This is a genomic window from Chloroflexus sp. (assembly GCF_056331925.1).
The window spans coordinates 15,213-39,635 of sequence record NZ_JBWGQH010000022.1; the positions used below are offsets into that span (position 1 = coordinate 15,213).

The following is a 24,423-nucleotide window of genomic DNA, read 5'->3' on the forward strand; positions in this document are numbered from 1 at the left end:
AGAGTAGACCAATGGGTACGATAGCGGTACGGCGGTCCTGTACCGCTACCGTTGTTTTTTGTTGTGACGAGATGCTCGCTTCGCTTGCCGGTACTGTCTGAACCGCGGTAACTTGTTTGGTATTTCCCTCTTGACAATAGCGCGTGATTATCGTATCCTTCAAATAGTTTGATAGTACAAACTATTTGAAAGGACTAACTATGTTTCATATCCTCGATCCACCCTATACCCCAGAACGGGTGGCGGAACTTTTTAATCTCGTGCATAGCGAGCTGATGGGGCAGAGCATGGATACCCTCTTGCAATTTTTGCAGCGCACCAATCTCTCGATGCCGCGTCTCGTCTCGCTGATGCATATTCAACGCCAACAGAAAGCCACGATCTCATCACTGAGTGAACATCTCAATCTCACCCTGGCTACGACTAGCCAGATGATCGATCAGCTCGTACAAGAAGGATTAGTGGAACGATATGAAGCACCGCACGACCGTCGGCAGAAACTGGTTTCGCTCACACCACTGGGTGAAGCAGTAGCAGCCGAGGCCCGTCAGATCCGCTTGAACGAGGCGAGTCGTCATCTCAGTCGCTTACCGCCAGACGTGCTCGAGCAGTTGGGGCAAGCGCTCAGTGCGGCTTGCCGTGAGTGGCAGCTCGTGCCAAAGCCATAACGGACGGTAACGGCAGTCTTCGTTTTCTGCTGCGTCGCTCTGGCTAGAGCGGCGCCCGACCTTCGTTTGTCTGAAAACAGGCACATTCTAGGACGTACAGAGGAAACACATCGTATGACTACTACAACATCACCGGCTTCCACGACGGTAACACGAATCGATTACGCAGTCACTCTCGATCAGCGCAGCAAGCTGATCATCTTGATCGGTGTCTTGCTCGGTCTGTTCCTTTCGGCACTTGATCAGACCATTGTCTCAACGGCGCTACCCCGCATTGTCGCCGATTTGCAGGGGATTGACCTAATCGGTTGGATTTCAACTAGTTATCTGCTCGCCTCAACGGCCATGGTGCCGATCTACGGTAAGCTATCAGACATCTACGGACGCAAATATGTTCTGTTGTTTGGGATCGTGGTCTTCTTGCTTGGCTCACTGCTGTGCGGGCTGGCCGGTAACATGACCCAACTGGTCTTCTATCGCGGTCTCCAAGGCTTTGGCGCCGCAGCCCTAACCTCGACCGCGTTCGCCATTCCCGCCGACCTCTTCGCACCGGCGGAACGGGCACGCTATGTGGGTCTCTTCGGTGCCGTGTTTGCGCTCTCAAGTGTCCTCGGCCCGTTCATCGGTGGGCTGCTAACCGACAACCTGAGCTGGCACTGGGTCTTTTTCGTCAACTTGCCCTTGGGCGTTATTGCACTCGGCTTTATTATCGCCAAGTTGCCACGGCTGCACAGCGGTCTCAAACCGGCGATTGACTACGCCGGTGCAATGATGCTATTGATCACTGTGGTTCCCTTCTTGCTGGCTTTAACTCTCGACAAGACCGATTACCCATGGACTTCACCGCTCGTTCTCGGTTTGTTGGCGATCAGTATCCTCGGTTTGATCTTCTTCATTCTGATCGAACAACGTGCCGAATCGCCGATCCTGCCGCTCCATCTCTTCCGTATTCCGACCTTCACCCTCACCGCGCTGATCGGTATGACTGTGGGTGCTACGCTGTTTTCGGCCATCTTTTTCCTATCACTATATATGGTGAACGTCTTGGGCGTCAGTGCGACTGCTGCCGGTACTACGCTCTTGCCGCTTACCCTGAGTATGGTCGTAGGCTCACTGGTCTCCTCACAGATCGTCCAGCGTACCGGTCGCTACAAACCGGTCATTGTGGCCGGTTTCATCATCATGAGCGGTGCTCTGTGGTGGTTAACGACCCTAACACCCGACGCCTCGGTGTGGATGGTGCGGCTGCGGATGGTGATCTTGGGTCTAGGCTTAAGCCCGGCCTTGCCGATGCTTAATCTGGCCATGCAGAATGCGGTACCGCGCGCCGACATGGGCGCGGCGACGGCTAGCCGGCAATTCTTCCAGCAGCTCGGCCAGGTGGTCGGTTCGGCGGTCTTTGGTGCGCTACTTACCGGCGTACTGACAACAACCCTCACCGCGAATCTGGCTCCGATTCAGGCTCAGTTGCCGCCGGAAATGGCTGCCCGCTTCGACAGCAGCACGCTACGCAACGGTATGGGCACCGGTGAGGGGGCAAGTGGCGAAACGGTTGATCCGGCGGTGCGGATCGAGCAGGCGATTGCCGAGCAGTTTGCGTCGCGTCGTGATTTGCTGACCCGCGCCTTGCGTGATGCCGATCCGGCGGCGATCGAGGCCCTGCGCGCTGATCCGCAAATCCCTGATCAGCAGAAGGCGATGCTAGATATGATCGGAAGTTTGCCGGCAACTGCCCGCGCGCAGGCGCTCGACCGGGTATTGGCCCAACTCGACCAAGCTGAGCAGACGGCGCGCGCTGAGGGGCGGGCAATCGGCGAGCAGATTGGCGCGGCGCTCAAAGATGCCTTTACCAAGAGTGTGACGACGATCTACTGGTACGCGCTTTGGCTGGCGGTGATCGGCTTGGTGCTGGCGCTGTTCATTCCCGAATTACCGCTCAAGAAGAGTTATAGCGAAGATTTACCGCCATTGATGGAGTAGCCTGTCGCCGATACGGTTACAGAGTAGAGTACGGTTAGGAAAAGGGGGATGGCATTACCATCCCCCTTCACGATTGCCGGACGACCGATGTTCACATCGGTAAGGATCGTCTGGTGTGATCCCTCCATAGTACGAACAAGTCATGTATAATGCCCAACAAACGTTCGCTTCTGACCAACGATGAGGTGGGATTGTGGTGAAACCGCGTTCGCGCCGTGGTCGCGGCCAGAAACGGAGTTCGGCCTTGACTGTGCAGCGCCGGTTATGGTTGGTGAGTCGCTTTGTCCGTAGCCCGGCAACGCCGGCTGAACTCATTGCCGATGCACGCCGTGCTTTTGGCGAATCGATCTATCCACCAAATGCACTGGTTGCCCTTCGTCACGACTTCAACGCTTTGCGCAACGAGTTTCTGTGCGTAATTGTCCGCCAACCCAACGGTAGCTATGCACTGACCGATTTTGGGCGCTTGACCCTCCTCAATATCCCTGACGACGAGTTTGAGGCGCTGGCGTTTCTCGTCTCTTTTTTCAGTGAGGAAAGCTGGCCAAACAGCCACCAAATCCGTTCATTACTTGAACATATCATCGCACTGTTGCCACCTGAGCGACGTCAAAACCTTAACCGGCAGCACAACATTGAGATTGAACTCCCGCAGAGCAGTACGAGTATCGATCCGAAACTGCTGAACCGGCTGCAACGCAATGTGCGTCGGCATGCCATGCGGTTTCTCTACCGGTCAAATTTTAGCAACGAACCGGAAGAGCATCGGGTAGCTCCGGCCCGTCTGTTCTTGCGCGATGGGCATACTTACCTCGAAGCCTATTGCTACAGCTCACCCCATCAGGCCACGATAGGCCGCTATATTCCGTATCGAGTTGATCGGATCATTCCCGAATCGCTCCATATCGAGCGGCGGGTATTACCTCCTGAACTCCCACCGCGTCGGATGTGGACGATCCGTTATCGGTTATCTCCGCGAGTGGCGCGGAACCGTGATATTGCGCTCTGGTTCCCCAATAGCGAGGTTACCTATTATCCCGACGGTAGTGCCGAGGTGACGGCGCAGACCGGCGATCTCTGGCAGGCCGAACAGATTCTTCTTCGCTATCGGGAGCATTGCCGTGTCCTCGAACCACCTGAACTCGTTGAAATGATCCGGCAGACTATCGAACGAATGCGTACCTTGCACGAAGCATGATTATGTCTAGTAAAGAAAAAAGGCGAGATAGAAGAGCGCGATAATCAATGTACTCACGATAACCAACACCATCAACCAGCACGACAACGTTCGATACGCTGCCTGTACCTGTTGTAAGTGCTCTACCATCACCAACTCAGCGATGAGATCGTCCAATTGCACGTTACGCTCGTCTATGAGCGGTCGTTGCATGTGCATAATAAGACGCTGCGTGGTGGGCGGTAGTGTCTCTACCTCCAGTAACTCCGCTAAGATCAGCCCAAGCGCGAATAGGTCACTTCGTTCGTCGAGCGGTCTGCCGACGATCTGCTCGGGTGGTGTGAACAAAGGGCGACCCATGTCGCGCAAATACGGGACCTGTTCGTAGAAATAACGACTGAGTCCGAAATCAACCAGTACGACAGCACCGTCTCGCCGAACGATGATATTTTGGGGGTGCAGATCGCCGTGTACGATCCTGTGGGCGTGTAAGATGCGCACTGTTCGGCACAATTCATACGCAATCGTTATAGCATCCGATGGGCGACCGGCAGCAAGGATTTCGGCCAACGTTTGGCCGGGAATATAGCTTTGTACGTAATAGTAATATCCTTTCACACTACGGCCATGGGTAATATAGCGCGGAAAATACGGCCACCCATCGTCACTGCCCCGAATATCTTGCAAGGCCAGCACCATCTTGATCTCGTGCAGGAAGGCACGAACGGCTTCGGGCCAATGCAAGCCTCGCCTCGTCGGAGCGAGAACCTTGATGACTACAGGCTGATCGGTCAGATGGTCATACGCTAAATACAGAACACTCTGCGCAGTACGGGCTAAGGGACGAGCGATCACAAATCGCGCTCGCTCCTGAAGGTACTTCATCACGACACCTCCAGTTTCGCACATAACGCGCGAAACGGGGTCAGTCCACTGAAGACCAACGTTTCATCTCCGATATGCAGCTCAAGCGTCCCACTATCGGTCAACACATCTAACAGTGTGCGATAGATCCGATATTCCCTGACAAAGGCACGTTTGATGATGCGGCGTTGACCAATGGGGACGCCTTCATCGACAACGATCAGATATGGGGTAATCACAAGAGTGAAGCGTGCCGCGTGAATGATCAGCCCAATCAACCACAGCAAGGGCACAAAGCTGATAATGGTGAGGATATCGGCGTGTATTGCCATGCCAAGGCTCAGCAACGAGCCGTTGAGGGCAGCAAGGCCCACAGAGAGTGGCAGGCGGTAGAAAATATGACGACGGAACGATATCGGGGGATTCTGGCGTGTGGGCGTCATCGTCCTCCTCCTTCACTGATGGGTCATCTCACCGGCTAAACCGGCACGGTTGATCGGTGTTCCGCCGAAGCCTGCCTAAAGCTTTCACTATGGCATTCTACCCCCTTTCTTAAGTATTTTTTTACTTTTCACCGCTGGGTTTATTACTTATTAATATACGTAGCAGCGCTGCGTTTGTCTCTAACCAAAAGTGTCATTTCAACCAGAACCTTGATAACCAAACGGATCATTAAACAAAAGATAAATAAAAAACGGTACGAGTACGTACCGTTTCAAGCGTAAGGTTATGGTGGAGAAATCGTTGCAACCTACCTCTACTCACTCTGTTTCAGGTGACCAACTGCTCCCTTTCGGCAAAATACCAAGATCGTAGGCTCGCGCAACTGCGTGAGCACGGTTACGCACCTGAAGTTTGTCGAAGATCGCACGTGAATCGCGCTTCACCACACCCACACCCCAGCGGAGATATTCGGCAATCTCCGACTCGGTCAGACCTTGAGCCATCAATGTGAGGATTTGTCGCTCACGCTCGGTCAACGGCTCATACGTTCGCTGCCGACTAGGCGATCGTGCTATTTCGATGGCGCGTAGCACGCAGTCTTCTAATTCCTCAAAATTATTTAACCGTTCTTTCTGTAATGCGATGTCGGCTCCATACTGCCGGGCAGACTCGATCAATTCCGAGTAGGCTGTCATCGCGATCACTGCCACTTCAGGAAACTTGGTTTTGATGTCTTTGATTGCACGGAGTCCAAGCTCATTATGCTGATGAGTACTAATACCCCCACGATCTTCACGCCAATTTATATCGATAAAAATAACATCAGGTTTAAGTGATTGCACGATACTTATCACGTGGTTTACCGTTAACACTTCACCAACCACCGTAAAATTGGGTATTTCGGTGAGCATCTCACGCAAACCTTTGACAAACGGACGAATATCATCGGCAATTATGATTCGTACAGGTTTATGCATATATTTCTCCTTTTGCCAATCGCCCTTGCACACAGACCCGTACCCCACCACTGATGCGTGGTTCAATTGTCGCTACTGCACCAATGCGCTTAGCCCGATCACAAATACTTCTCAAACCGTAGGACTCCTCACGATTAACCGGAGTTGCCACAAATCCTTTGCCGTCATCTTCGATAATAAACGTGAATTCCTGTTGTTCAACATTGAAACTAATCCGGATATTTCCTGACTTTCGTTCACGAAATCCGGCATGTTTTGCAATATTCGCTAGAGCTTCTTGAAAAATACGAAAAAGGGCATACGTCACATCAGCAGGTATATTGATTTGCGGACATGACTCAATATGAATTGAAACATGATCACCAATCCTTTCTCGTACCAGTTCCAAGTGTTCATTCAATAGTTCTATAAAAGGTTTCTCTAGTTTTGACAAGCCCCGTAAGTCATCCTGGATATTACGTAATTCTTGATACACATAATTGGCTGCTCGATTAAGATTGAGGATTCGCTGGCGATATGGTATAAGCGCATCATCACGCTCGAATTGTTTTTGTAAGATCGTACTCGGAAAAATAATGGTGCCTTGAACAAGGTTCAGCAAATCATGCACATCAATACCTAGACTCTCGCGTGTAATCCGACGCATATTAATAATCGCAAATCCATTAAGCACCTGTTGACCAAACAATATAAGGAATGCGTCACTAGTTTCAGGAAAATTGTCATCACCACTGCTGATGGTGCGATTTTCCAACACAATAACCAAGTTCAATCCATCCTGAGACTGAATACTTCCGGCTAGCAGTGAACGGCCACGAGCTGTTGGCAGATGGATCAGATTATCGCCGGTCAGGCCGTGCCTGGCATAGAACGTACTCAGTTCCTCACCACATAGTCTGATAATTCGGTCACCGGCGGCTACCGTCTCAGCGATTTGTCGGTAGTACGGGTCGTCGTCTAGCATCTCATCTTGTGAAGAAGCAGCGATATCAAACAGACCGGTCGCTCGCCGATGGAGAAAGATCACACAGTGTTCACAGTCAAACAGCCTGGTGGCGAGCTGAGCATACGATCTAAGGAGTTGCTGTTCAGTTGGTATTTCGAGTAGTTTGGTACTATGAATGAGCAAATCGTGTAATTGGGTTTGCCGCAATTGGAGAGTTTCAACGAGCCTGGCATTATCGATTGCCGATGCAGCTGCATTGGCGATCAATTGCCCGATCACCAAATCACCGGATCGGTAAAATGATGGAATACCACTCTTCAGTGCGATGAGACCAATACATTGGTTACGGTATAACAGCGGCAAATACAGCGCGCTGTGGATTGTCTCTGAATAGTAATGTGCGGCTTGAACAACAAACTGAGGAAACTCTTGCGCTAAATCGTAGACAATGAGCGGCTGCTGCTGACGAATAACCCGACTGTGCGGTAGGGATTCATCGTCCGTCGCAAACCAAAGGGTATGCACGATATCGCGGTTGGTAAAACCATCACATTCCACAATCTGCAAAGCACTGTTGCTCAACAACTGAATTGAAGCAGCATCGTAGCCGATCAATTGGTGTAAGGCGGTGAGGACATTCCGATATACTTGCGGCAATCCCTCACTGACCTCCTGGCCGATCTTTTGAATATGACGGTGCAAGCATTCCGATTGTTCATTACGCCAGATCACGGCTGCCGCAAGCCGCGCGTGGGTAGCCAGCATCTCAAATCGTTTACGCTCTTCGGCGGTAAAGGTACGTGGTTGTGGATAATCGATCGTAAGAATACCACTTATCCCAAGATAACCGATGAGCGGTGCAACCATTAAAGCACCAATTGGTCGATCGCGCTGAATAAAATCGGCATCCTGTTGAGTGTCTTCAACATACTGGATTGTTGCTTCACGGATTGCCCGTGCATTAACTCCACTGAGCTTGCTCGGTGGTGAACCGTAGTCGAACCCGCGCCGGTGGCAAGCTGCTTCAAACTGTAAGGTTTGACTAAAACGGTCGAATCGTCGGATTTCACACTTACTCGCGTCGGAAAAAGCATTCAATGCCTCTTTAACAATCGTTTCAAAGACTTCGCGGCCCTGTGTGCTAGCAGCATAGATCCGGTAAAAACGACTAATTTCATCAAGTTGTCGCTGCTGTTCGAGGTAAAACTCGCGATATTCTAACGCTTGCGCCAGTCGTTCGCAGATGAGGTTAAGATCGGTTTCGTGGAAACGTTGAAAACCGTCGTCATCCGGTTTCCCATCTTGATCCAAGTGGTTGACTAAACGGAGAACGCCGATAATACGCTGACGCCCATTGATCGGCGCTGCAATCAAGTGTCGTACCTGACGGCTTGGCAAAGCCTGTTGATAGTGTTCATGGTATTTTGGGTAGATCACCGAAGTTTCAGTGAGCGAATGGGAGATGCTCGCCGACTCCAACTCGCCGAGATTATTGACAACAATCGTGCATCCTCGTTGCGAGTCGGCCATGCTGATGAGGGTTAGACCGGTAATGCCTTGTCCCGGTTCGTAATACTCGGTAAAAGGTAACGGTGGACCGCTGCAAATGTCGCGCTGTAGCCGACCATCGACAAGCCAAAAGATCGCCGCCGTTTCAGCCCTAAAGTCCTGACGTATCGAATCGAGGAATCGACTAAGCGCGTTACGATAGCTCTGTTCATTACCCTCGACAATCGCATGGAGCAGATGTTCATACAGATCGAGCCGGATCGCATTGGCCGGTTTGAGAAAGAGCAATAGCAACTGACCATCGGCAATGGCTCGTGACTCGACACTGAAAGGCACTTTGCGGTTGTTGGGTAGACGCAAGTTTTGCCGGCTTATGGACTGTTGTGGATGTTGACAGACCAAACAGTTGGCATGTTCACAACGAAGATACTGATCGCATCTCTGCGCTGGCGACCACGACCCAAATTGTTGCACCAACGAACTGTTGACGAAGACAAGGCGGCGTTGTTGATCGATGACACAGATTCCACTTGGATACTGATCAAGAATTTGCGCTATTTCAGTCTTTTGATCGACTAAAGCGCTGGGATTGATTGAGAGGCGTCGCAAGACGTATAACACAAGTGTGCCAAATGTCGTAATGATTAACGGCACGCCAGCATCGAGGAGGCGAGACGAAGAAAGAAAACCGACGAGCGTTGCCATCACAATGGCAGCACTAATAACTATTGTTCTCTTATTATCTGTCAGAAAACGAATTGCACTGACAATTGGAACAAGGTACAGAATCCATAATACATTATTGGCGCTGTTTAAACAGAGGATTGCCAAACTGATGAGCAGTAATTCAATCAGATTTTGTAAAAACTTGACACTTTGTTCTCGCCATTTTCTCGGTTGAAGCATGCCCAACATCGCAGTAGCGACTTGAAAGCTTCCCAAGGCGATAATGGTTAACCAACCATTACCCAGTTGTTGGGAAGGTATCTCGTCCGCTCGGTACCAAGCCCAAGCCATCAGCAATAGTAAGCTACCGAACCGCAAGCACCAGACCAAAAGTAGTGCGCCACGTTCATGACCGAACCACGATTGCAAGCGATGATAGGAGCTTTGAATTTTAGATTTGGAGCGAGAATTGAATATACGCGAATCTGTCTCAAAACTCATATGTATACTTCTCCTCGGACTGGATGGTGTACTGGCATGATACTATCCGCACGAGGGGAAACAAAGATCTAAAAGGTTTAATTTTTGGTAGTTCTGTGTACTACTTCGATGTCTCACACCTGCACACCTGCCTAGTTGATGCGATAGATGGAATGCGGGATCGTAGCTGTTCCACTTCCCAAGGGCTTGAGTTTTAGCATTTCGACACCCTATGCGCCTACTACCGCCGTTGTTAGCCATTCCCGGCTAGAGGCCAACGCTCAACGTCGCACGGCTGCTCGTAAGAGCGCGGTCAGAACGGCTGCGTCTCGTTGACTAAGACCGGCGCGGTTGATGATAGCGCGCAACCGCTGGCGAAGAGCAATCCCGTTACCACTTTTGACAAAATGGGTGACGGTGATCAGTTCATCGAGGACGGTAAAGAAGCGATCATAATCCGCCAGATCGGCGGGTGGTTCGGCTGGTAGGGGTGGTGGTGATGGTGGTGTGACTTGTTGGAGTTCATAAAGGACGAGTAAGACGGCTTGAGCAAGATTCAGCGTCGGATAAGCTGGATTAACCGGGAGGCCAATGATCTCGTGGCAGCGGCTCAACTCCTCTCGACTCAAACCATTATCTTCGGGGCCAAAGAGAAGCGCCACCGGCCCGGCGACCATTGCCCGTCGGCGTAGTTCAACTGCCCACTGCCGCACATCGTTACGCCAAGGGAGATTGAGGTGGGGACGCTCACTCGTACCGACGAGGTAACGGATGTCAGCCGTAGCATCGGTCAGGTCGGGGTGGATAGTCAGCCTCGCAAGCACCGGATCGGGCCGGTGAGCTACTGTTGCGATGAGGCCAGGGTCGAACGGTGGTGGTTCGACAAGACGCAGCCGATAAAAACCGGTGTTGAGCATCGCCCGTACTACCGTGCCGATGTTACGCGGATCGTGCGGACGATGGAGAATAACAACAATTTCATCCATCGGTTGCTACTTGAGAATATAGTATGTTGCCCGCTTATCACCTACTTTGAGCAGAAGCCCACGGTTCACAAGATCAGACAGGTCACGGCGGATTGTTTCGGGACTAACATCGGGATGCATCTCTTGTAAATCGCGATTAGTGATCCGTTGCTGTTCAACAACAAAGAGGAGTGCATCGATTTGTCGATCATTGAGACCCATTCGTCGCCACGCCGTCGTATCAATACCACCGGGCAACTCTTCAGCGATTGGCTGTCCCGGCAAAATAACCAAAAAACCGGCAGCGGTCTCACGGAAAGTAGCCGGTGGTAAGCCGGCAGCAGCCAGGTGGCGCAGCATACGGTCGATCCCATAGCCGAGACGTTCAACCAGACCGAGATCGGCGAGGACTTGCACGATGGCCGGGTTGCGCGAGAAGCGTTCGGCACGAATATTATCAAGGGTGACGTGACCGGGCAGACGACCGGGTGAATAGACTTCGAGCCGGTCGCTGAAGAGGGTGATACGAATTCCTTCGCCACGAGCTGCATAATCGCGATGGGCAACTGCATTGACCAATACTTCGCGCACGGCCGCCGGTGGGAATTGCGTCCAGTCTTCGCGTTCAAGGCCGATCATCCGCGAACCTTTGCGCATATGATCGTTCAGCCAGCGTTCGGCACGACGGATAGCGTCAGGCAATGGCGCGCAGATATCGGCACGCTCGAAGACATCGTCCGGCTCACGACCGCGGTAGCGCACGAGGGTAATTTCGGCTTGGGGAAATCGAACAGCCACATCCCGCCCAAAGAGCAAGAGACCGGCATTCGTCGGCTGATTATCGATGAGGCAGCCACGACGGGTTAGCAGAGTCATTGGGTCGTCGCCAGCAGGTGGACCGACTCGGCGAGCGTAGGAGGTGATAAGGTCAGGATCGAGTTCAGCGAAGGAGGCGCCGGGTGGCACCTGCCGTTCCCAACCCAGTTCTGCCCGCTCGCTAAACAGGCGGTGGAGTGCTGTCGGTGACAATGGTTGGTTGCTGGCCCCTTCGCGGCGTAAATAGCGGCCATTAACAGCATAGACGTAAGGTAAGCCGGCCGGTACTTCCACTGCCAAGAGGGTCATTCCTTGATAGGAGACGACCTGCGGTAAGGGAATGATCAGCGGTGGTGTGCATGAAAGTGCGGCCGTAAGTGCGAGTTCGGTTGCGGTAGCCGGGTCGCGGAGCGATGCGAGCTGCCCCTCTCGTCCACCACCGATCATCAGTACACCACCGTGAGCATTGGCCAAAGCAGCCAATGTCTCGGCGATTTCCTCAGGACGCTGGCGCTCATTTGCAAAGGCAAGGCGCAAATGTGCCGCTTGGTCGGGTAGTTCCGCGAGAGGGATAGATTCCATGCAAACCTCCGCCACAGAGCGAACACCTGTGCTATTATAGCATTACTTGGCAGGTACGGCGCAGCTTGTTACGTAGCCGATGCGCTCGTGCAGTATAGTATTAGGATAATGTGGACGGATCGCATCCTCGCAATGATGTATAGCGTTGATGGGACAACGTCTGCTTATCGGCTGGTATACCCAGTTAGACTGAGGAGTAGCAATGTCGCAAATTGGGCGCGTGATGGGTGTTGGAGCGGCGCTTGTCATCATGATTGCCGCACTTTCGTTTATTCCACTGCCAATTCCAGCCGTGACCGATTTTCTCACCCTTGGGCTGACGCGAGGCATCGGTCTCTACGACTATGACGCGCAATTAGGATTAGCGCGGCAACTCTTCGGGCCAGTCATCGACACTGTCAAATATCCTCACTACGTGTATCCGCCATGGTTTGCGTACAGCGTCTTCTTTCTCGGCTGGCTACCACCTGAGCATGCTGCGCGCATGTGGTTTTGGATCAATTTGATCATGCTGGCTGGTAGCGTTATTCTGATCACGTTACCGTGGTCAACCAAATGGCGGATGGTAGCGTTGAGCGTAATGATCGTATCGCCAACGGTGATTAGTCTGGTCACTGTTGGCCAGTTCACTGTGCCGATCTTGCTAGGGATTGCTATTGTCATCTACGCGGCCTCGCGCCAATCGGCCAGTTTATTTGTGATCGGGATGCTGTTGATGACCTTCAAGCCGCATGTCGGTGTACTACCATTTGTAGCTGCAGGCGGCTGGCTCGTTATCCAGCGCCGGCCATGGCAATGGCGGGCGCTGGCCGGGGTGACAGCGGCGATCCTCGACTTACTGGCTGGAGTAACGTTGGCTTATCCGCAGTGGCTGAACGATTATCTAGCTATGTTAGCGATATTTCGCAGTCTGCCCGATTTCGGTGTGTATCCGAATTGTTCGGGCGGATCGATTATGGCCGTGCATTTGTTGTTTGGTGCTCCCGTCATCTCAACTGCGCTTTATGCCGGGGGTTGCTCTTTGCTCTGATGGAAGCCGGCTGGTTTTTGTGGGCAACGTCGCTCTCATTCAACATTGAGCTCGGCTTATACTGGGCAATGCTGGTAGCAATTCTCGCCATTCCCTATTTTAACAACTACGATCACGTCTGTTCACTCTTCCCCTTCCTATGGCAACAAGCAAGCACCGGCTTGAGTAATTGCAAGAACGCCAAATCTTCGCTGTTGACCTTGTCGGACAAGCCTGCATCCTTTTTATTCTTATGGCGCTTCGGCTGTGGCACGGCCAGCGTGCCGTGAGACCATTGACTCAATCGTAAACCTATGCCATCCGCTCGCGCTCATGATCTCATCACAGTACTCAGTGGCGCAGCCGTCACCCCGCTGGCGTATTATGCCTGTTTGGAATTCACGCCGATTGCACCAGACACAGCCCTCGCCTGTAGTCTCTGGCTCGGCGGTGCCCATCTGCTATCGGGGATCATGTTCTCGCCCGACCTCGACATTGACTCGGCGATTGACAACCGCTGGGGGATCTTTTTCTGGATCTGGAGGCCTTACATGTGGCTCATCCCGCATCGCGGCTTTTGGAGCCACAGTCTCGTCATTTCGCCACTATTGCGGCTCGGCTATTTTGCAGCGGTCGTGTACGGGTTGGTGTTTGCCGTCGTCTGGGGGCTGGGGCAACTCGGCATGACGACGCCAGCCTACCATCGCGAATGGGCAGCGTGGGTGCAAGAATTGATACGAGCGCATTCTACTGAGACGTGGGCTTTCGTCATCGGGTTCTGCACCGGCAGCGCCGCACACACGATCGCCGACTGGTTGGTGACGAACGGCAATGGGTTGTTGGGAAGCCATGGCCGGCGATTACGGCAGCGTTATCGCGACCACGATCGGTGGCAGCCACGCCACAAGCGGCGACGGTGAACTTTTCGGATGTTCAATACGTCTTACCTAAGATAGGAAAAAGAGCGTGAGGAATTGCGCCGTGTGTAATATTGTGGCGCAGATAGCGTTACCATCTTGCTGGTGATAAAGAAAGGGATCATCCTTATGCGCATTCAATCGGGCGACCGCTTCTTATGGAGTATTGTCGGTGGTGCCGTGGTCTTGGCGATTATCGCCGTTGTGGTGGTGTTTGCGCGCGCCGCACCGGAATATCGAGCCGGTAACGGCCCGGAAGATGTGGCGTTCAATTACATATTGGCAGTGCAACGGGGCGATTACGATCGCGCTTATAGCTATCTCTCGCCAATGTTGCCCGGCTATCCGCGCAGTGCGCAAGCCATGCGCGAGCAATTGCAGCGCTTCGGTGTTTCTGATAGCGATACGAGCTACGCGATCATCAATACCGAGATCAACGGTAATCAGGCCACAGTAACGGTACGAGAGACGAACGTTTATCGTGGCGGTCTGTTTGGCGGCTCGCAATCAAGCAGCACCTTTACGATGGAATTGGAGCAAACGGCTGCTGGCTGGCAACTGACCAGCAGTTCCGGCTGGCGGATCTGGATGTGGTGCTGGGAGCAGAAGGAGGGCTGCTGATGGCAGTAGTACGGCGATGGTATCTCTACATCAGTGCCACGATCGGGTTGCAAGGATTTGCATGGTCGCTGATCTGGCTGCTGCACGGCGTCTTGGTCGCATCTATCCGGCCATCAATCAGCGCAACCGCGTTCCAACTAGCGGCGCTCGTGCTCTGTTTGCCGCTCTGGTTGATCCACTGGCTATGGAGTGAGCGTCTAGCACGGCGCGATCAAGCCGAGCGCGCGTCAGCAGTACGCAAGCTTTACTTGTATGGCAATCTAGCGGCGTTTTTGATCCCGTTGACCGGCAGTGTCTATGAGTTGCTCGATACCGTATTCGCATTGCTGAGCGGTGCGCGCCGCACCGATCCGCAAGCGCAAATCTGGTACGGTGTGATTGCCTCGTTGGTGTTAGGTGCGCTGTTTGCCTATCACAGCGTCGTGGCGCGCAATGATGCCCATCAAGCGCCGCTAGCTGGCGCAGGGGCGCTGGTGCGGCGGGTTTACCTGCTCTTTGCCGCTGGGGTCGGTTTGGTGATCTGGGTGAATGGCGTCATGGATCTCATCCGGCTCATTTTCAGCTCAGCGAGCGGCACCGCCGTCGTCCAACTCCTTATCAGCGCCATGCTGAACGTGTTTATCGGTGTCATTGTCTGGCTAGGCCATTGGTGGCGGGCGCAGCGTCTCTTTGCCAGCGCCGATGAAGACGAGCGAAGTTCGGCGTTCCGCAAGTTCTACCTCTATCTGGTGATTGTCGTCGCAACCATCACCGCCGTGACGAACGCCACCTTCTTGCTGGCTGGGGTGTTCCGCGGCCTGTTGGGTCTGAGGGTCGAAGGCAACCTCATCGACGTAATGGCGCCGATGGTCGTCTCGGCGGTGGTTGCGCTCTACCACGCTTCCGTCATCCAAACCGACGCGGCGGCGATTGCTGAAGGGCCGCGGCAGGCGGGGGTGCGGCGGCTGGCGTGGTATTTGGTTGCTGCGATCGGCCAAGTGGCCACGCTGGTCGGGATTGGCGGCCTGCTCAGCGTCATTATTCGCGGGTTTGCCGGCGCTGATGCGATCGCCGATCTGCGCGAACCGTTAGCGTGGTTTGGGGCGACTCTGGTCGCAGGCTTAACAATCTGGGCAATATGCTGGCGGCAGATACAACGTGCGGCCACCACGACCGGCGAAACCGGCGTTGCCGAACGTAGCTCGCTGGTACGGCGGATCTACCTCTTTGGCTTTTTGTTCGTCGCGTCGCTCACCCTGCTCTCGGCTTTGATCTACATGCTCTTCCGTTTGATTAGCATTGCGTTGGGTGAGCCATTCAGCGGCAACTTGTTGGCCGATCTGGCGCAAGCGATTGCGTTTGGCCTGATAGCGGCAGGGGTATTGATTACGCATGGGTTCGCATTGCGCGCTGACACCCGGATGCGCGAAGCGGCTGAATTGAGCCGGCAAGCGCAGGTGCGGGTAGCGGTGGTGGCTGAGGGCGAATTAGCTGAGCAGATCGCTGGCGTGTTACGCCAACAGTTTCCGCAACTGGCGCTTACGATTGTGGGTGGCGCGCCCGATGCCGATGCGCAACTGACCAGCGCCGATCTCATTGTCGGCACGTGGCAGCCAACTAGCGATCCGAACCGGCTCAATCGCTACCCAGCGCGCAAGTTGCTCGTTCCAGTAGCCAACACCAATTGGGCTTGGGTTGGGATAGAGCCAGCAACTATGGCGAATATTCCGGCCCAGCTTGCGCAAGCCGTGCGGCAAACGCTGGCCGGCGAACCGTTACGCCCACAGCGTGGAGTTGGGGCAGGGGCGATTGTGGGGGCGATCGTCGCAATCGTGATCGTGGTCTTTATCATCGTGGGGATGGTACAGGTGGCGTTGTTTACGTTCACGTAACGACTGATCACCAAGACATCGTGGGAGACATGGGCCGCATCCCAGTGCGGCCCACCAAGGGGTTAACGAGCAACCGGATCGACATGCTCCGCTTCATCCGCCCGATCGAGCGCAATATCGGCCAGCGCCACCGGATCGTTGCGCGGTTCGAGGTGGGTGAAGACGGTGCTGTTGGGTACCGCGGCCCGCACCGCAGCCTCAACCTGTTCGGCCATCGCGTGCGCCTGCTGGATGCTCCATGTGTCGGGCACGAGCAGGTGAAACGAGATAAAGCGGCGCGCGCCGGATTGGCGAGTGCGCAAGGCGTGATAATCACAGCCATAATCACCGAGATCGGCGAGCGCGTTCTGAATAGCCGCTAGCTCATCATCGGACAGCGCGGTATCCATCAAGCCCAACACCGCTCGCCGTACCAGTTGCACTCCGGTGAAGGTGATGTTTGCCGCTACTGCCAAGGCAATCAGCGGGTCGAGGATATACCAGCCGGTCAGCGTAACTAGCCCAACCCCAGCTACCACCGCCAACGATGTCCAGACGTCGGTCAGCAGATGCTGACCATCGGCTTCGAGCGTGAGCGAATCGTAGCGCTTTCCCGCCCTCAGTAGGATCATTGCCACTGCACCGTTGAGCAGCGTGGCAATCCCGGCCACAACCAATCCGGTTACCGTATGATCGAGAGGCTGCGGTGCAAACAAGCGCATCATTGCCGTCCAGCCAATCCCGATAGCGGCAATAATGATTAAAACCCCTTCAATTGCGCCGGCAAAATATTCGGCTTTGTCATGACCGTAGGTGTGATCGCGATCGGCAGGACGAGCCGCAATGGTCAGCATCCACAACGCCATCAATGCGGCGGCCAGATTTACCAACGATTCGACGGCATCGGCCAGCATACCGATAGAGTCGGTTAACAGATAGGCGATTAGTTTGAGGATAATTGTTACGACCGCCGCCCCAATCGATAACCATGCGTAGCGAGTAAGGGTTTGACGTTCGTTCACAGGTTTGCTCCGCTGTCACATTGCGCTCGTCTATTGGCACGCACGTGCGTTGCCCAATCATGCTCAAGATAGTCTGAAAGTGGTGGTTTTGGCAAGATCGCAGCCAATTCTTCGGAGGGGTCGAGATGGGATTTTGTAATACCAAAAATTGGCTGGGTTCTCGTGTATACTACGATAGTAACATTGCTCAACAGGTCAAGTGTCGTTTAGGTGTTATTGCCTGCTAGATGTGAGTAACGGTATGAAAATCTACACCCGCACCGGCGATACCGGTGAAACCGGTCTCTTTGGTGGCCCACGAGTACGCAAAGACGTACTGCGGGTCGAGGCATATGGAACCGCCGACGAATGCAACTCGGCGATTGGCGTGGCGCGAGCAGCCGGCCCCGAGCCGACGCTCGATGCAGTATTAGCAGAGGTACAAAATCAGCTTTTCGTTGTCGGCGCCGATCTGGCCTCACCCAACGACTCACCGTACATTCCACGGGTTTCCGCGGCAATGACGGCCTTTCTCGAAGCGCAGATTGATGCGATGGAGACGGAACTCGCACCGCTCCAGCAGTTTATTCTGCCCGGGGGGACAATTGTAGCAGCGTATCTGCATTTGGCACGCACCATTTGCCGTCGCACAGAACGAGTAGTTGTTTCACTTGCCGCCGAAGAGGCAATCAATCCAGAGTTGCTCCCCTACCTCAATCGCCTGTCGGATTTCTTATTTGTTGCCGCACGCATCGCCAACGCACGGGCGGGTGTCGATGATGTTCCGTGGCGAAAGCCATGAGCACGCCGTAGCAATACACATAGCATAGGGGTGCAGTAGCGCTGTGTCGCTGCACCCCTATCGTATCCGCGAAACCTACGACCGCAACGTTCCAATATCGTCCGTGTTATCAACCTCTCTCACCATGCGGAACGTGTGACCGAACCCATCCCCGTTGATCAACCGCCAATGAATTGACTAAAGAAGGCAGGGTCAAAATAATAGATCGCACCACCAGCAATCGCTAATGCTAACACGATAGCAAGAGTCACTATCAGCCAGCGCGGTGGGGAACGACGTGGAAGTCGTGTATTGACATTACCAACCGTAAACGAAAACGACGGTGTCTTTTCCTCAACCTGATAGCGCGACCGGTACTCGGTCTCAGCCGCCGACGAGTCGATCCCAAAATAGCCGGCATATGTGCGGATCATCCGCAAGGCTGCCGGTCCACGTGGTAATAGCGACCATTGCTCATCTTCAATCGCTTGCAGATAATACATCCGCACCTTAATGTCATTCTCGATCTGCACCAACGTCAAGTGGCGGCGCTGACGCTCGGCGCGGAGCCGGTGGCCCAAACTGGCATGTTGTTCACTCTCGCTCAACTGGCGGATGGGTGCCTGTTCGCTTTGACGCAACAGCGCCAGTTCCTCGGCTTCGCTCATAAAAACCGGCTCGGTAGCTTCTTCACCGTTAGTGCGACGGTTCGTACTCACAGGTGTCGTCTCCTCGATCACAGTAGTTTTGGGGTTGGTCGGCGCGATCACCGGCGCTTCCGGCAACATCCGAGCCTGAATCCGTGCCAATAACTCGCCGGTGCGGTACGGCTTGGTAATGTAATCGGCTGCTCCGGCGGCAAACCCGCGCATCACATCCTCTTCGAGGCCGGCGCTACTCAATACAATCACCGGCTGGAACGCGGCTAAACGGGGTAACGCTTCCCAACCGGCATCACGCTCGGTGCGTACTTCGAGTAATACCAGATCGGGGCGTTCACGAGCACACTCGCGCTCGGCATGGGCAAGCACCATACTGTTTAACACGCGATAACCGGCCTCGCTGAGTTGTGCTTTCAATTTCGCCGTAAAGGCGACATCATCGTCTATAATAAGAATGGTTCGCATATCGGCTTATTTGATGTGCAGCGAACGACTTTGGTCACAGGCTGCGTCATTATACCACGTTCGTTATTATGCAGACACGGTACGATGTGATTGTAGTAGGTGCCGGCCACGCCGGTTGCGAAGCGGCTCACGCTGCGGCCCGGCTGGGGTGCCGGACACTGTTGTTGACGATTGATCTCGACAAGCTGGCCCATATGTCGTGCAATCCGAGTATCGGCGGGCCGGCGAAGGGGCATTTGGTGCGCGAGATTGACGCGATGGGCGGCCTGATGGGGCGTATTACCGATCGTAGCGCCATCCAGATTCGGCTGCTCAATGAGAGCAAGGGACCGGCAGTACAGTCATTACGTGCCCAGTGCGATAAGCGCCTGTATGCGCGCTTGATGAAAGAGACGCTCGAACGGGTACCCAATCTCGATCTACGCCAGGCAATGGTAGAACGGATTGCTCCACCTAATGCCGATACCCAATGCTTTACGGTAACGACTCACACCGGTTGGCGTTATCTCGCACCGGCAGTCATCCTGACGACCGGTACCTTCTTGCGCGGGCGGGCGATTACCGGCGAAGTGGTATGGGGAGCCGGCCGGGCTGGTGAAGCACCGGCAATGGCCTTGAGTGAAGACCTCGCGGCGCTCGGCTTTCCGCTGGTACGTCTCAAGACCGGAACGCCACCACGCCTGGCAGCCGCAACCATCGACTTCTCTCTGACCGAACTACAGCCGGGCAGCGACAAGCCGCTGGCGTTCGGCCATTACTATGCCGAATTAGGTGAAACCATCCCACCCCCCGAATATCATGGCCCGCCGGCGCCGGTGTATCCGCATCCACAACTCAATGGTTGGCGTCCTCAGTTACCCTGCTATCAGGTGCATACCACCCCGGAGTTTCACGCGATCATTCGGCAAAATTTGCATCGGGCCCCGCTCTTTAGTGGCATTATCGAAGGAGTCGGGCCGCGCTATTGCCCGAGCATTGAAGACAAGATTGTGCGTTTTGCCGATAAAGAGCGCCATAGCTTGTTTCTCGAACCCGAGGGCTGGACAACCGCCGAGGTCTATGTACAGGGATGCAACACATCTTTGCCAGAAGACGTGCAATGGGCAATGCTGCATTCGATCCCGGCCTTGCGCAACGTCGAACTGATGCGGATCGGTTATGCCATTGAGTACGACGCGGTTGCAGCCGGCGAGATTACTGCCGATATGCAAACCCGCCGCTTACGCGGTCTCTTCTTTGCCGGACAGATCAACGGAACGACCGGGTACGAAGAGGCAGCCGCTCAAGGGTTAATGGCCGGTATCAATGCGGCACACTATGTCCAAGGTAAACCGCCGGTAATATTAGGTCGCGCCGAGGCGTACATTGGTGTCCTGATCGATGACCTGACGACAAAGGAGATTCGTGAACCGTATCGAATGTTTACTTCCCGCGCCGAGTATCGCCTCCTGCTGCGCGGTGACAATGCTGATCTGCGATTGACCCCCCTTGCCTATCGGCTTGGCTTGGTCGATGGCAACCGCGCAGCAGTGGTTGAACAGCGGCGACGACAGGCCGGGCAAGCATTACAGCAGATGCACGAACGGCGTATTTTTCCCTCGGCTACGATCAACAGCGCGCTCGAAGCACAGGGCATCAAACCACTCAACCAGCCGGCTACTGTCGCCGAAGTGCTGGCTCGACCAGATGTGTCGTACCGGCAACTGCGCACCGCCATACCCGATCTGCCCGATCTATCACCACCGGTAGCCGAACAGGTAGAGATCGGTTGCAAATACAGAGGGTATATTGCGCGTCAAGAGCGGGAAGTGGCCCGGATGCAGAAGATGGAGCATCGCCGCATCCCACCCAATTTCGATTACACAACGTTGCCGGGGCTGCGCAACGAGGCCCGGCAGGTGTTGATGCGCTTCCGCCCGGCAACCCTTGGTCAAGCTGGACGATTGGCCGGGATCAACCCCGCCGATGTAGCGATTATCTTGTTTGCGTTAGAACGTCGGCAAGTCCACACCGACAGTGAAACGACGTACAATTCGTAAGCGAGCATCGGGATTGCGGAAGCCCTGCTTCCGCAATCCATACCCGAGCTAGGCACCCAATACGGCATCAATCGCGCGTACCACCTGCTCAAGCTCTTCCATTTGAATGACTAACGGCGGCAGCAGGCGTAGCACATTCGGACCGGCAGGAAGTGCTAAAACTCCATGCTCGATCAGCGCTGCAATCGCCGGTTGTGAACGGTTTTTGAGTTCAAGACCGACCAACAAGCCCAACCCGCGTATTTCACGCACAGTAGGCAGCTTTAGCTCACGCAACGCCTGCATGAGCCACGCACCCTTTACCGCTGCCTGTTCAGGGATGCACTCCTCACGGTAGACGCGCAAGGCTGCACGAGCCGCTGCACACGCCAATGGATTACCACCAAAGGTCGAACCGTGGCTACCGGGCGGTAACGGACCGAAGCGTTCGTGGATAGCGACGGCGCCCATCGGTATCCCCGCGGCGATACTCTTCGCCAAAATCAACATATCAGGCACGATCCCATCGTGTTCGATTGCAAACAGCTTGCCGGTTCGGCCAAAGCCGGTTTGTACTTCATCAACCAATACCAACGAACCGTTTGCCGCACAAATCTCGGCTACTCCGGCTAGATAGCCGGGCGGAGCAGGACGTACCCCTCCCTCTCCTTGGACCGGCTCGATCAAGACGGCTGCCGTTTGCGGACTGATTGCTTCTCGCAGAGCTTCGAGATTACCATACGGCACGTGACTAAACTCCGGTACCAGTGGTAAAAACGGCTCCCGATACTTACTCTCCCAAGTCGCGCTCAGCGCACCCATCGTGCGTCCATGAAAGCCGCGCATTGTAGCAATGATACCGGGGCGTCCGGTCAGCAAACGAGCGAATTTCAAAGCTGCTTCGACCGCTTCGGTACCACTATTGCACAGAAATATACGCGCAGGAAAGGGGAGCGCAGCCGTTAATTCACGAAGATACGCCGCCCGCACATCATTAGGAAAGATTTCTGGACAGCTTATCAGCCGTTCAGACTGTTCGCGAAGAGCGGCGACGATGGCCGGGTGGCAGTGACCAAGATTAGCTGCCCCCTGACCTCCCACACAGTCAATGTACATTCGTCCTTCGGCATCGTACAAACGAGCACCCTCGCCACGCACGATCGCCAATGGTCGCTTAGGGTAAAGACCACTGGTGTACTGCGCTTCTTGGGCAATAATCTCGGCATTTGTGAGCATGGTATTCGTCATGCACCGATCCTTTCCACCACACCGGCCCGGCTGAGCGCAGCGCTTACCAACGGCCAGATCCGGCGATGATCGATCACATTTTGGTCACGGCGGGTGCGGATTTCAATCAGGTGCAAACCGCCGGCAAAACTGGCAGTGAGGGCAGTATGTACAACCGACCAATCTGTCGCCAACGTGTACTGCGCATTATGCAAAGCCGCTAACGGCGCAAAATCGATCCCGTGCGGTGTGCCAAACAGAAGCTCAAACTGATCGGTCTCACTCGCTTGTGGTAGGAACGAAAAAATACCACCACCATCATTATTAATTAAGAGGATTGTCGCATGTATTTGATGTAAACGAGCGGCAAGCAAGCCATTGGTATCGTGCAACAGCGACAGATCGCCGAGAGCCATTACCAATGGCGCTGCACCACCGGCGGCTAAGCCTAAGCCGGTTGAAACCAAGCCATCAATTCCATTCGCACCACGGTTCCCGAGTACGGTCAGCGGTGCAGTGCGTGGGCCGAGAAAGCTATCGCAATCACGCACCGGCATCGAGTTACCGACAAACAACGTTGTTCCGGCAGGTAGCCACATCGCTAATCGCGCAAACAATCCCGGCTCGCTAATCGCCGTCTGCGACAACACATGATCCTGGATGACCGACCGCGCCGCTTGTTCTGCCGTCAACCACGCGCGCAACCACAGCGTCGGCCCCTCGCGTTGAGACGAGGCCAGTGCATCGGCCAGCGCCAGACAAAACCAATGTTCGTCAACCGGCACGTGCTCATTCGCCAGGCTGGTCGGTTCACGCCAGCCTGCGCCACCGTCGATCACAATCTGGCGGACCTGCGGATGCCGTTGCAGGTACAGCAGAACCGGCTTACTGGTTGGCATCGCACCAAAACGCAGCACCACTTCGGGAACATACGTAGCGGCAAAGTGCTCATCACGCAAAAAAGCGTCATACGCACCAAGTACCAGCTCATCGGTGTGTGATCCATACCGTACACCCGACAACGGGTCGGCAAGGATCGGGAAGCGCAGACGGTGGGCTAACCGTACTAGCAAAGGACCAAGATCGGGTGGGCAATCGGGTCCGGCAATGATCAGACCCCGTCGATACTCAGCAAGGCTCGTTGCTAAGGTTGCTATCTCGGTACCACCCACCATCCGGCGCGACGGCATCACCGATACCGGTGCCACCGGTTCGGCCAGTAGTCTCGCCAGCAACGCCCGGTCGGGTACTAACGGCTCGCGAAAGGGTAGATTCAGGTGTACTGGACCGGCCGGTGTGCTACGGGCTACGCCGATTGCCCGCCCCATCGTTGCGCGGAGATATGGCAAGGCCTCGTCCTGAGGCGTGGGCAAATCAACCGACCAGCGTGGATTACGACTAAAAATCCCGACCTGATCAATCGTCTGTGGGGCGCCGTTATCACGTAGTTCGTGCGGACGGTCGGCGGTTAGCAACAACAACGGTACCCGAGCTAAATTGGCTTCAACCACTGCCGGCAACAGATTGGCCACCGCCGTCCCCGAAGTACAGAGCACGGCAACCGGCGCACTGCGCGCACGAGCCAGCCCAAGCGCGAAAAAGCCTGCCGATCGCTCATCGATGTGCATCCAAACCCGCAAATGAGGTGAGCGTGCTACGGCCAACGCCAGTGGTGTGCTCCGCGAACCAGGACACACCACAACATCCCGCACTCCACCTGCCGCCAAACCTTGGGCAATTGTTGCCACCCACCGAGTCAGGGTTGTCACGTGCGCGGGAGAATCCATATGAAACCTCA

General features: G+C 54.6%; 20 protein-coding genes. 10 read left to right on the top strand and 10 right to left on the bottom strand.

The genetic code is table 11. The features are described 5' to 3' along the window. Positions 1-200 precede the first annotated feature (200 nt). The 3 genes from AC01ZF_RS12265 (at position 201) to AC01ZF_RS12275 (ending at position 3,846) form a co-directional block, all read left to right on the top strand. Positions 201-668: a MarR family winged helix-turn-helix transcriptional regulator gene (locus AC01ZF_RS12265; protein ID WP_322489866.1), complete on the top strand. Its 468-nt coding sequence runs from the start codon at positions 201-203 to the stop codon at positions 666-668. 114 nt (positions 669-782) lie between these two features. Further along, on the top strand, positions 783-2,648 hold the full coding sequence (locus AC01ZF_RS12270) for an MDR family MFS transporter (protein WP_424676544.1): 1,866 nt from the start codon (positions 783-785) through the stop codon (positions 2,646-2,648). A 193-nt stretch (positions 2,649-2,841) separates the two neighbouring features. Then, positions 2,842-3,846: a helix-turn-helix transcriptional regulator gene (locus AC01ZF_RS12275; protein WP_424676545.1), complete on the top strand. Its 1,005-nt coding sequence runs from the start codon at positions 2,842-2,844 to the stop codon at positions 3,844-3,846. A 6-nt stretch (positions 3,847-3,852) separates the two neighbouring features. On the opposite strand, the gene AC01ZF_RS12280 is transcribed toward AC01ZF_RS12275, so the two are convergent. The 6 genes from AC01ZF_RS12280 to AC01ZF_RS12305 all read right to left on the bottom strand — a co-directional run bounded on the left by AC01ZF_RS12280 (position 3,853) and on the right by AC01ZF_RS12305 (position 12,074). After that, positions 3,853-4,710: a serine/threonine protein kinase gene (locus AC01ZF_RS12280; RefSeq protein ID WP_428132472.1), complete on the bottom strand. Its 858-nt coding sequence runs from the start codon at positions 4,708-4,710 to the stop codon at positions 3,853-3,855. Beyond that, positions 4,710-5,132 (bottom strand): hypothetical protein, encoded by a 423-nt coding sequence (locus tag AC01ZF_RS12285; protein WP_424676547.1) that lies wholly within the window; start codon positions 5,130-5,132, stop codon positions 4,710-4,712. Before AC01ZF_RS12285 ends, AC01ZF_RS12280 begins: the two co-directional genes overlap by 1 nt. Positions 5,133-5,450: 318 nt before the next feature. Further along, positions 5,451-6,110 (bottom strand): response regulator transcription factor, encoded by a 660-nt coding sequence (locus AC01ZF_RS12290; protein ID WP_424676548.1) that lies wholly within the window; start codon positions 6,108-6,110, stop codon positions 5,451-5,453. Beyond that, complete coding sequence (locus AC01ZF_RS12295; RefSeq protein ID WP_424676549.1) at positions 6,103-9,582, bottom strand: GAF domain-containing protein; 3,480 nt, start codon at positions 9,580-9,582, stop codon at positions 6,103-6,105. The genes AC01ZF_RS12290 and AC01ZF_RS12295 overlap by 8 nt, the downstream gene beginning before the upstream one ends. A 410-nt stretch (positions 9,583-9,992) precedes the next feature. Continuing rightward, a complete protein-coding gene (locus AC01ZF_RS12300) occupies positions 9,993-10,697 on the bottom strand; it encodes an RNA methyltransferase (protein ID WP_424676550.1) in 705 nt (234 codons plus the stop codon). A gap of 6 nt (positions 10,698-10,703) precedes the next feature. Next, on the bottom strand, positions 10,704-12,074 hold the full coding sequence (locus AC01ZF_RS12305) for an ATP-binding protein (protein ID WP_428112362.1): 1,371 nt from the start codon (positions 12,072-12,074) through the stop codon (positions 10,704-10,706). Positions 12,075-12,276: 202 nt separating this feature from the next. On the opposite strand from AC01ZF_RS12305, the gene AC01ZF_RS12310 reads away from it, so the two are divergent. The 5 genes from AC01ZF_RS12310 to AC01ZF_RS12330 all read left to right on the top strand — a co-directional run bounded on the left by AC01ZF_RS12310 (position 12,277) and on the right by AC01ZF_RS12330 (position 16,492). Next, positions 12,277-13,104 (top strand): glycosyltransferase 87 family protein, encoded by an 828-nt coding sequence (locus AC01ZF_RS12310; RefSeq protein WP_424676552.1) that lies wholly within the window; start codon positions 12,277-12,279, stop codon positions 13,102-13,104. After that, a complete protein-coding gene (locus tag AC01ZF_RS12315) occupies positions 13,104-13,373 on the top strand; it encodes a hypothetical protein (protein ID WP_424676553.1) in 270 nt (89 codons plus the stop codon). Before AC01ZF_RS12310 ends, AC01ZF_RS12315 begins: the two co-directional genes overlap by 1 nt. 24 nt (positions 13,374-13,397) lie before the next feature. Continuing rightward, on the top strand, positions 13,398-14,003 hold the full coding sequence (locus tag AC01ZF_RS12320; RefSeq protein ID WP_424676554.1) for a metal-binding protein: 606 nt from the start codon (positions 13,398-13,400) through the stop codon (positions 14,001-14,003). Between the two features lie 126 nt (positions 14,004-14,129). After that, positions 14,130-14,621 (top strand): nuclear transport factor 2 family protein, encoded by a 492-nt coding sequence (locus AC01ZF_RS12325; protein WP_424676555.1) that lies wholly within the window; start codon positions 14,130-14,132, stop codon positions 14,619-14,621. Continuing rightward, positions 14,621-16,492 carry a DUF5671 domain-containing protein gene (locus AC01ZF_RS12330; protein WP_424676556.1) on the top strand — a complete coding sequence of 624 codons (1,872 nt, stop codon included), beginning with the start codon at positions 14,621-14,623 and terminating at the stop codon, positions 16,490-16,492. The genes AC01ZF_RS12325 and AC01ZF_RS12330 overlap by 1 nt, the downstream gene beginning before the upstream one ends. Before the next feature lie 62 nt (positions 16,493-16,554). Here the strand turns inward: AC01ZF_RS12330 and AC01ZF_RS12335 are convergent, their stop codons facing one another. Next, positions 16,555-17,493, bottom strand: coding sequence for a cation diffusion facilitator family transporter (locus AC01ZF_RS12335; protein ID WP_424676557.1), 939 nt, complete (start codon positions 17,491-17,493; stop codon positions 16,555-16,557). Positions 17,494-17,734: 241 nt separating this feature from the next. Between AC01ZF_RS12335 and AC01ZF_RS12340 the strand changes: the two genes are divergently transcribed. Continuing rightward, positions 17,735-18,274: a cob(I)yrinic acid a,c-diamide adenosyltransferase gene (locus tag AC01ZF_RS12340; protein ID WP_476575384.1), complete on the top strand. Its 540-nt coding sequence runs from the start codon at positions 17,735-17,737 to the stop codon at positions 18,272-18,274. Between the two features lie 158 nt (positions 18,275-18,432). Here the strand turns inward: AC01ZF_RS12340 and AC01ZF_RS12345 are convergent, their stop codons facing one another. After that, on the bottom strand, positions 18,433-19,380 hold the full coding sequence (locus AC01ZF_RS12345) for a response regulator (RefSeq protein WP_476575385.1): 948 nt from the start codon (positions 19,378-19,380) through the stop codon (positions 18,433-18,435). 68 nt (positions 19,381-19,448) lie between these two features. On the opposite strand from AC01ZF_RS12345, the gene AC01ZF_RS12350 reads away from it, so the two are divergent. Next, positions 19,449-21,419, top strand: a complete 1,971-nt coding sequence (locus tag AC01ZF_RS12350; RefSeq protein WP_424676560.1) for a tRNA uridine-5-carboxymethylaminomethyl modification enzyme MnmG/GidA — start codon at positions 19,449-19,451, stop codon at positions 21,417-21,419. 48 nt (positions 21,420-21,467) lie between these two features. Here AC01ZF_RS12350 and AC01ZF_RS12355 read toward each other — a convergent pair whose 3' ends face one another. Together AC01ZF_RS12355 and menD are read right to left on the bottom strand one after the other, a co-directional pair. Continuing rightward, positions 21,468-22,646, bottom strand: a complete 1,179-nt coding sequence (locus tag AC01ZF_RS12355) for an aspartate aminotransferase family protein (protein ID WP_424676561.1) — start codon at positions 22,644-22,646, stop codon at positions 21,468-21,470. Further along, positions 22,643-24,412 carry a 2-succinyl-5-enolpyruvyl-6-hydroxy-3-cyclohexene-1-carboxylic-acid synthase gene (menD, locus tag AC01ZF_RS12360; protein ID WP_424676562.1) on the bottom strand — a complete coding sequence of 590 codons (1,770 nt, stop codon included), beginning with the start codon at positions 24,410-24,412 and terminating at the stop codon, positions 22,643-22,645. Before menD ends, AC01ZF_RS12355 begins: the two co-directional genes overlap by 4 nt. Positions 24,413-24,423 lie beyond the last annotated feature (11 nt).

What these genes read in the sequence shown, in the direction of transcription:
- AC01ZF_RS12345 (WP_476575385.1), bottom strand. Translation starts at nt 19,380, where the DNA reads ATGCGAACCATTCTTATTATAGACGATGATGTCGCCTTTACGGCGAAA.
- AC01ZF_RS12315 (WP_424676553.1), top strand. Translation starts at nt 13,104, where the DNA reads ATGGAAGCCGGCTGGTTTTTGTGGGCAACGTCGCTCTCATTCAACATT.
- AC01ZF_RS12340 (WP_476575384.1), top strand. Translation starts at nt 17,735, where the DNA reads ATGAAAATCTACACCCGCACCGGCGATACCGGTGAAACCGGTCTCTTT.
- AC01ZF_RS12310 (WP_424676552.1), top strand. Translation starts at nt 12,277, where the DNA reads ATGTCGCAAATTGGGCGCGTGATGGGTGTTGGAGCGGCGCTTGTCATC.
- AC01ZF_RS12295 (WP_424676549.1), bottom strand. Translation starts at nt 9,582, where the DNA reads ATGGCTTGGGCTTGGTACCGAGCGGACGAGATACCTTCCCAACAACTG.
- AC01ZF_RS12305 (WP_428112362.1), bottom strand. Translation starts at nt 12,074, where the DNA reads ATGGAATCTATCCCTCTCGCGGAACTACCCGACCAAGCGGCACATTTG.
- AC01ZF_RS12265 (WP_322489866.1), top strand. Translation starts at nt 201, where the DNA reads ATGTTTCATATCCTCGATCCACCCTATACCCCAGAACGGGTGGCGGAA.
- AC01ZF_RS12270 (WP_424676544.1), top strand. Translation starts at nt 783, where the DNA reads ATGACTACTACAACATCACCGGCTTCCACGACGGTAACACGAATCGAT.
- AC01ZF_RS12330 (WP_424676556.1), top strand. Translation starts at nt 14,621, where the DNA reads ATGGCAGTAGTACGGCGATGGTATCTCTACATCAGTGCCACGATCGGG.
- AC01ZF_RS12285 (WP_424676547.1), bottom strand. Translation starts at nt 5,132, where the DNA reads ATGACGCCCACACGCCAGAATCCCCCGATATCGTTCCGTCGTCATATT.
- AC01ZF_RS12325 (WP_424676555.1), top strand. Translation starts at nt 14,130, where the DNA reads ATGCGCATTCAATCGGGCGACCGCTTCTTATGGAGTATTGTCGGTGGT.
- AC01ZF_RS12355 (WP_424676561.1), bottom strand. Translation starts at nt 22,646, where the DNA reads ATGACGAATACCATGCTCACAAATGCCGAGATTATTGCCCAAGAAGCG.
- AC01ZF_RS12350 (WP_424676560.1), top strand. Translation starts at nt 19,449, where the DNA reads ATGCAGACACGGTACGATGTGATTGTAGTAGGTGCCGGCCACGCCGGT.
- AC01ZF_RS12290 (WP_424676548.1), bottom strand. Translation starts at nt 6,110, where the DNA reads ATGCATAAACCTGTACGAATCATAATTGCCGATGATATTCGTCCGTTT.
- menD (WP_424676562.1), bottom strand. Translation starts at nt 24,412, where the DNA reads ATGGATTCTCCCGCGCACGTGACAACCCTGACTCGGTGGGTGGCAACA.
- AC01ZF_RS12280 (WP_428132472.1), bottom strand. Translation starts at nt 4,710, where the DNA reads ATGAAGTACCTTCAGGAGCGAGCGCGATTTGTGATCGCTCGTCCCTTA.
- AC01ZF_RS12320 (WP_424676554.1), top strand. Translation starts at nt 13,398, where the DNA reads ATGCCATCCGCTCGCGCTCATGATCTCATCACAGTACTCAGTGGCGCA.
- AC01ZF_RS12300 (WP_424676550.1), bottom strand. Translation starts at nt 10,697, where the DNA reads ATGGATGAAATTGTTGTTATTCTCCATCGTCCGCACGATCCGCGTAAC.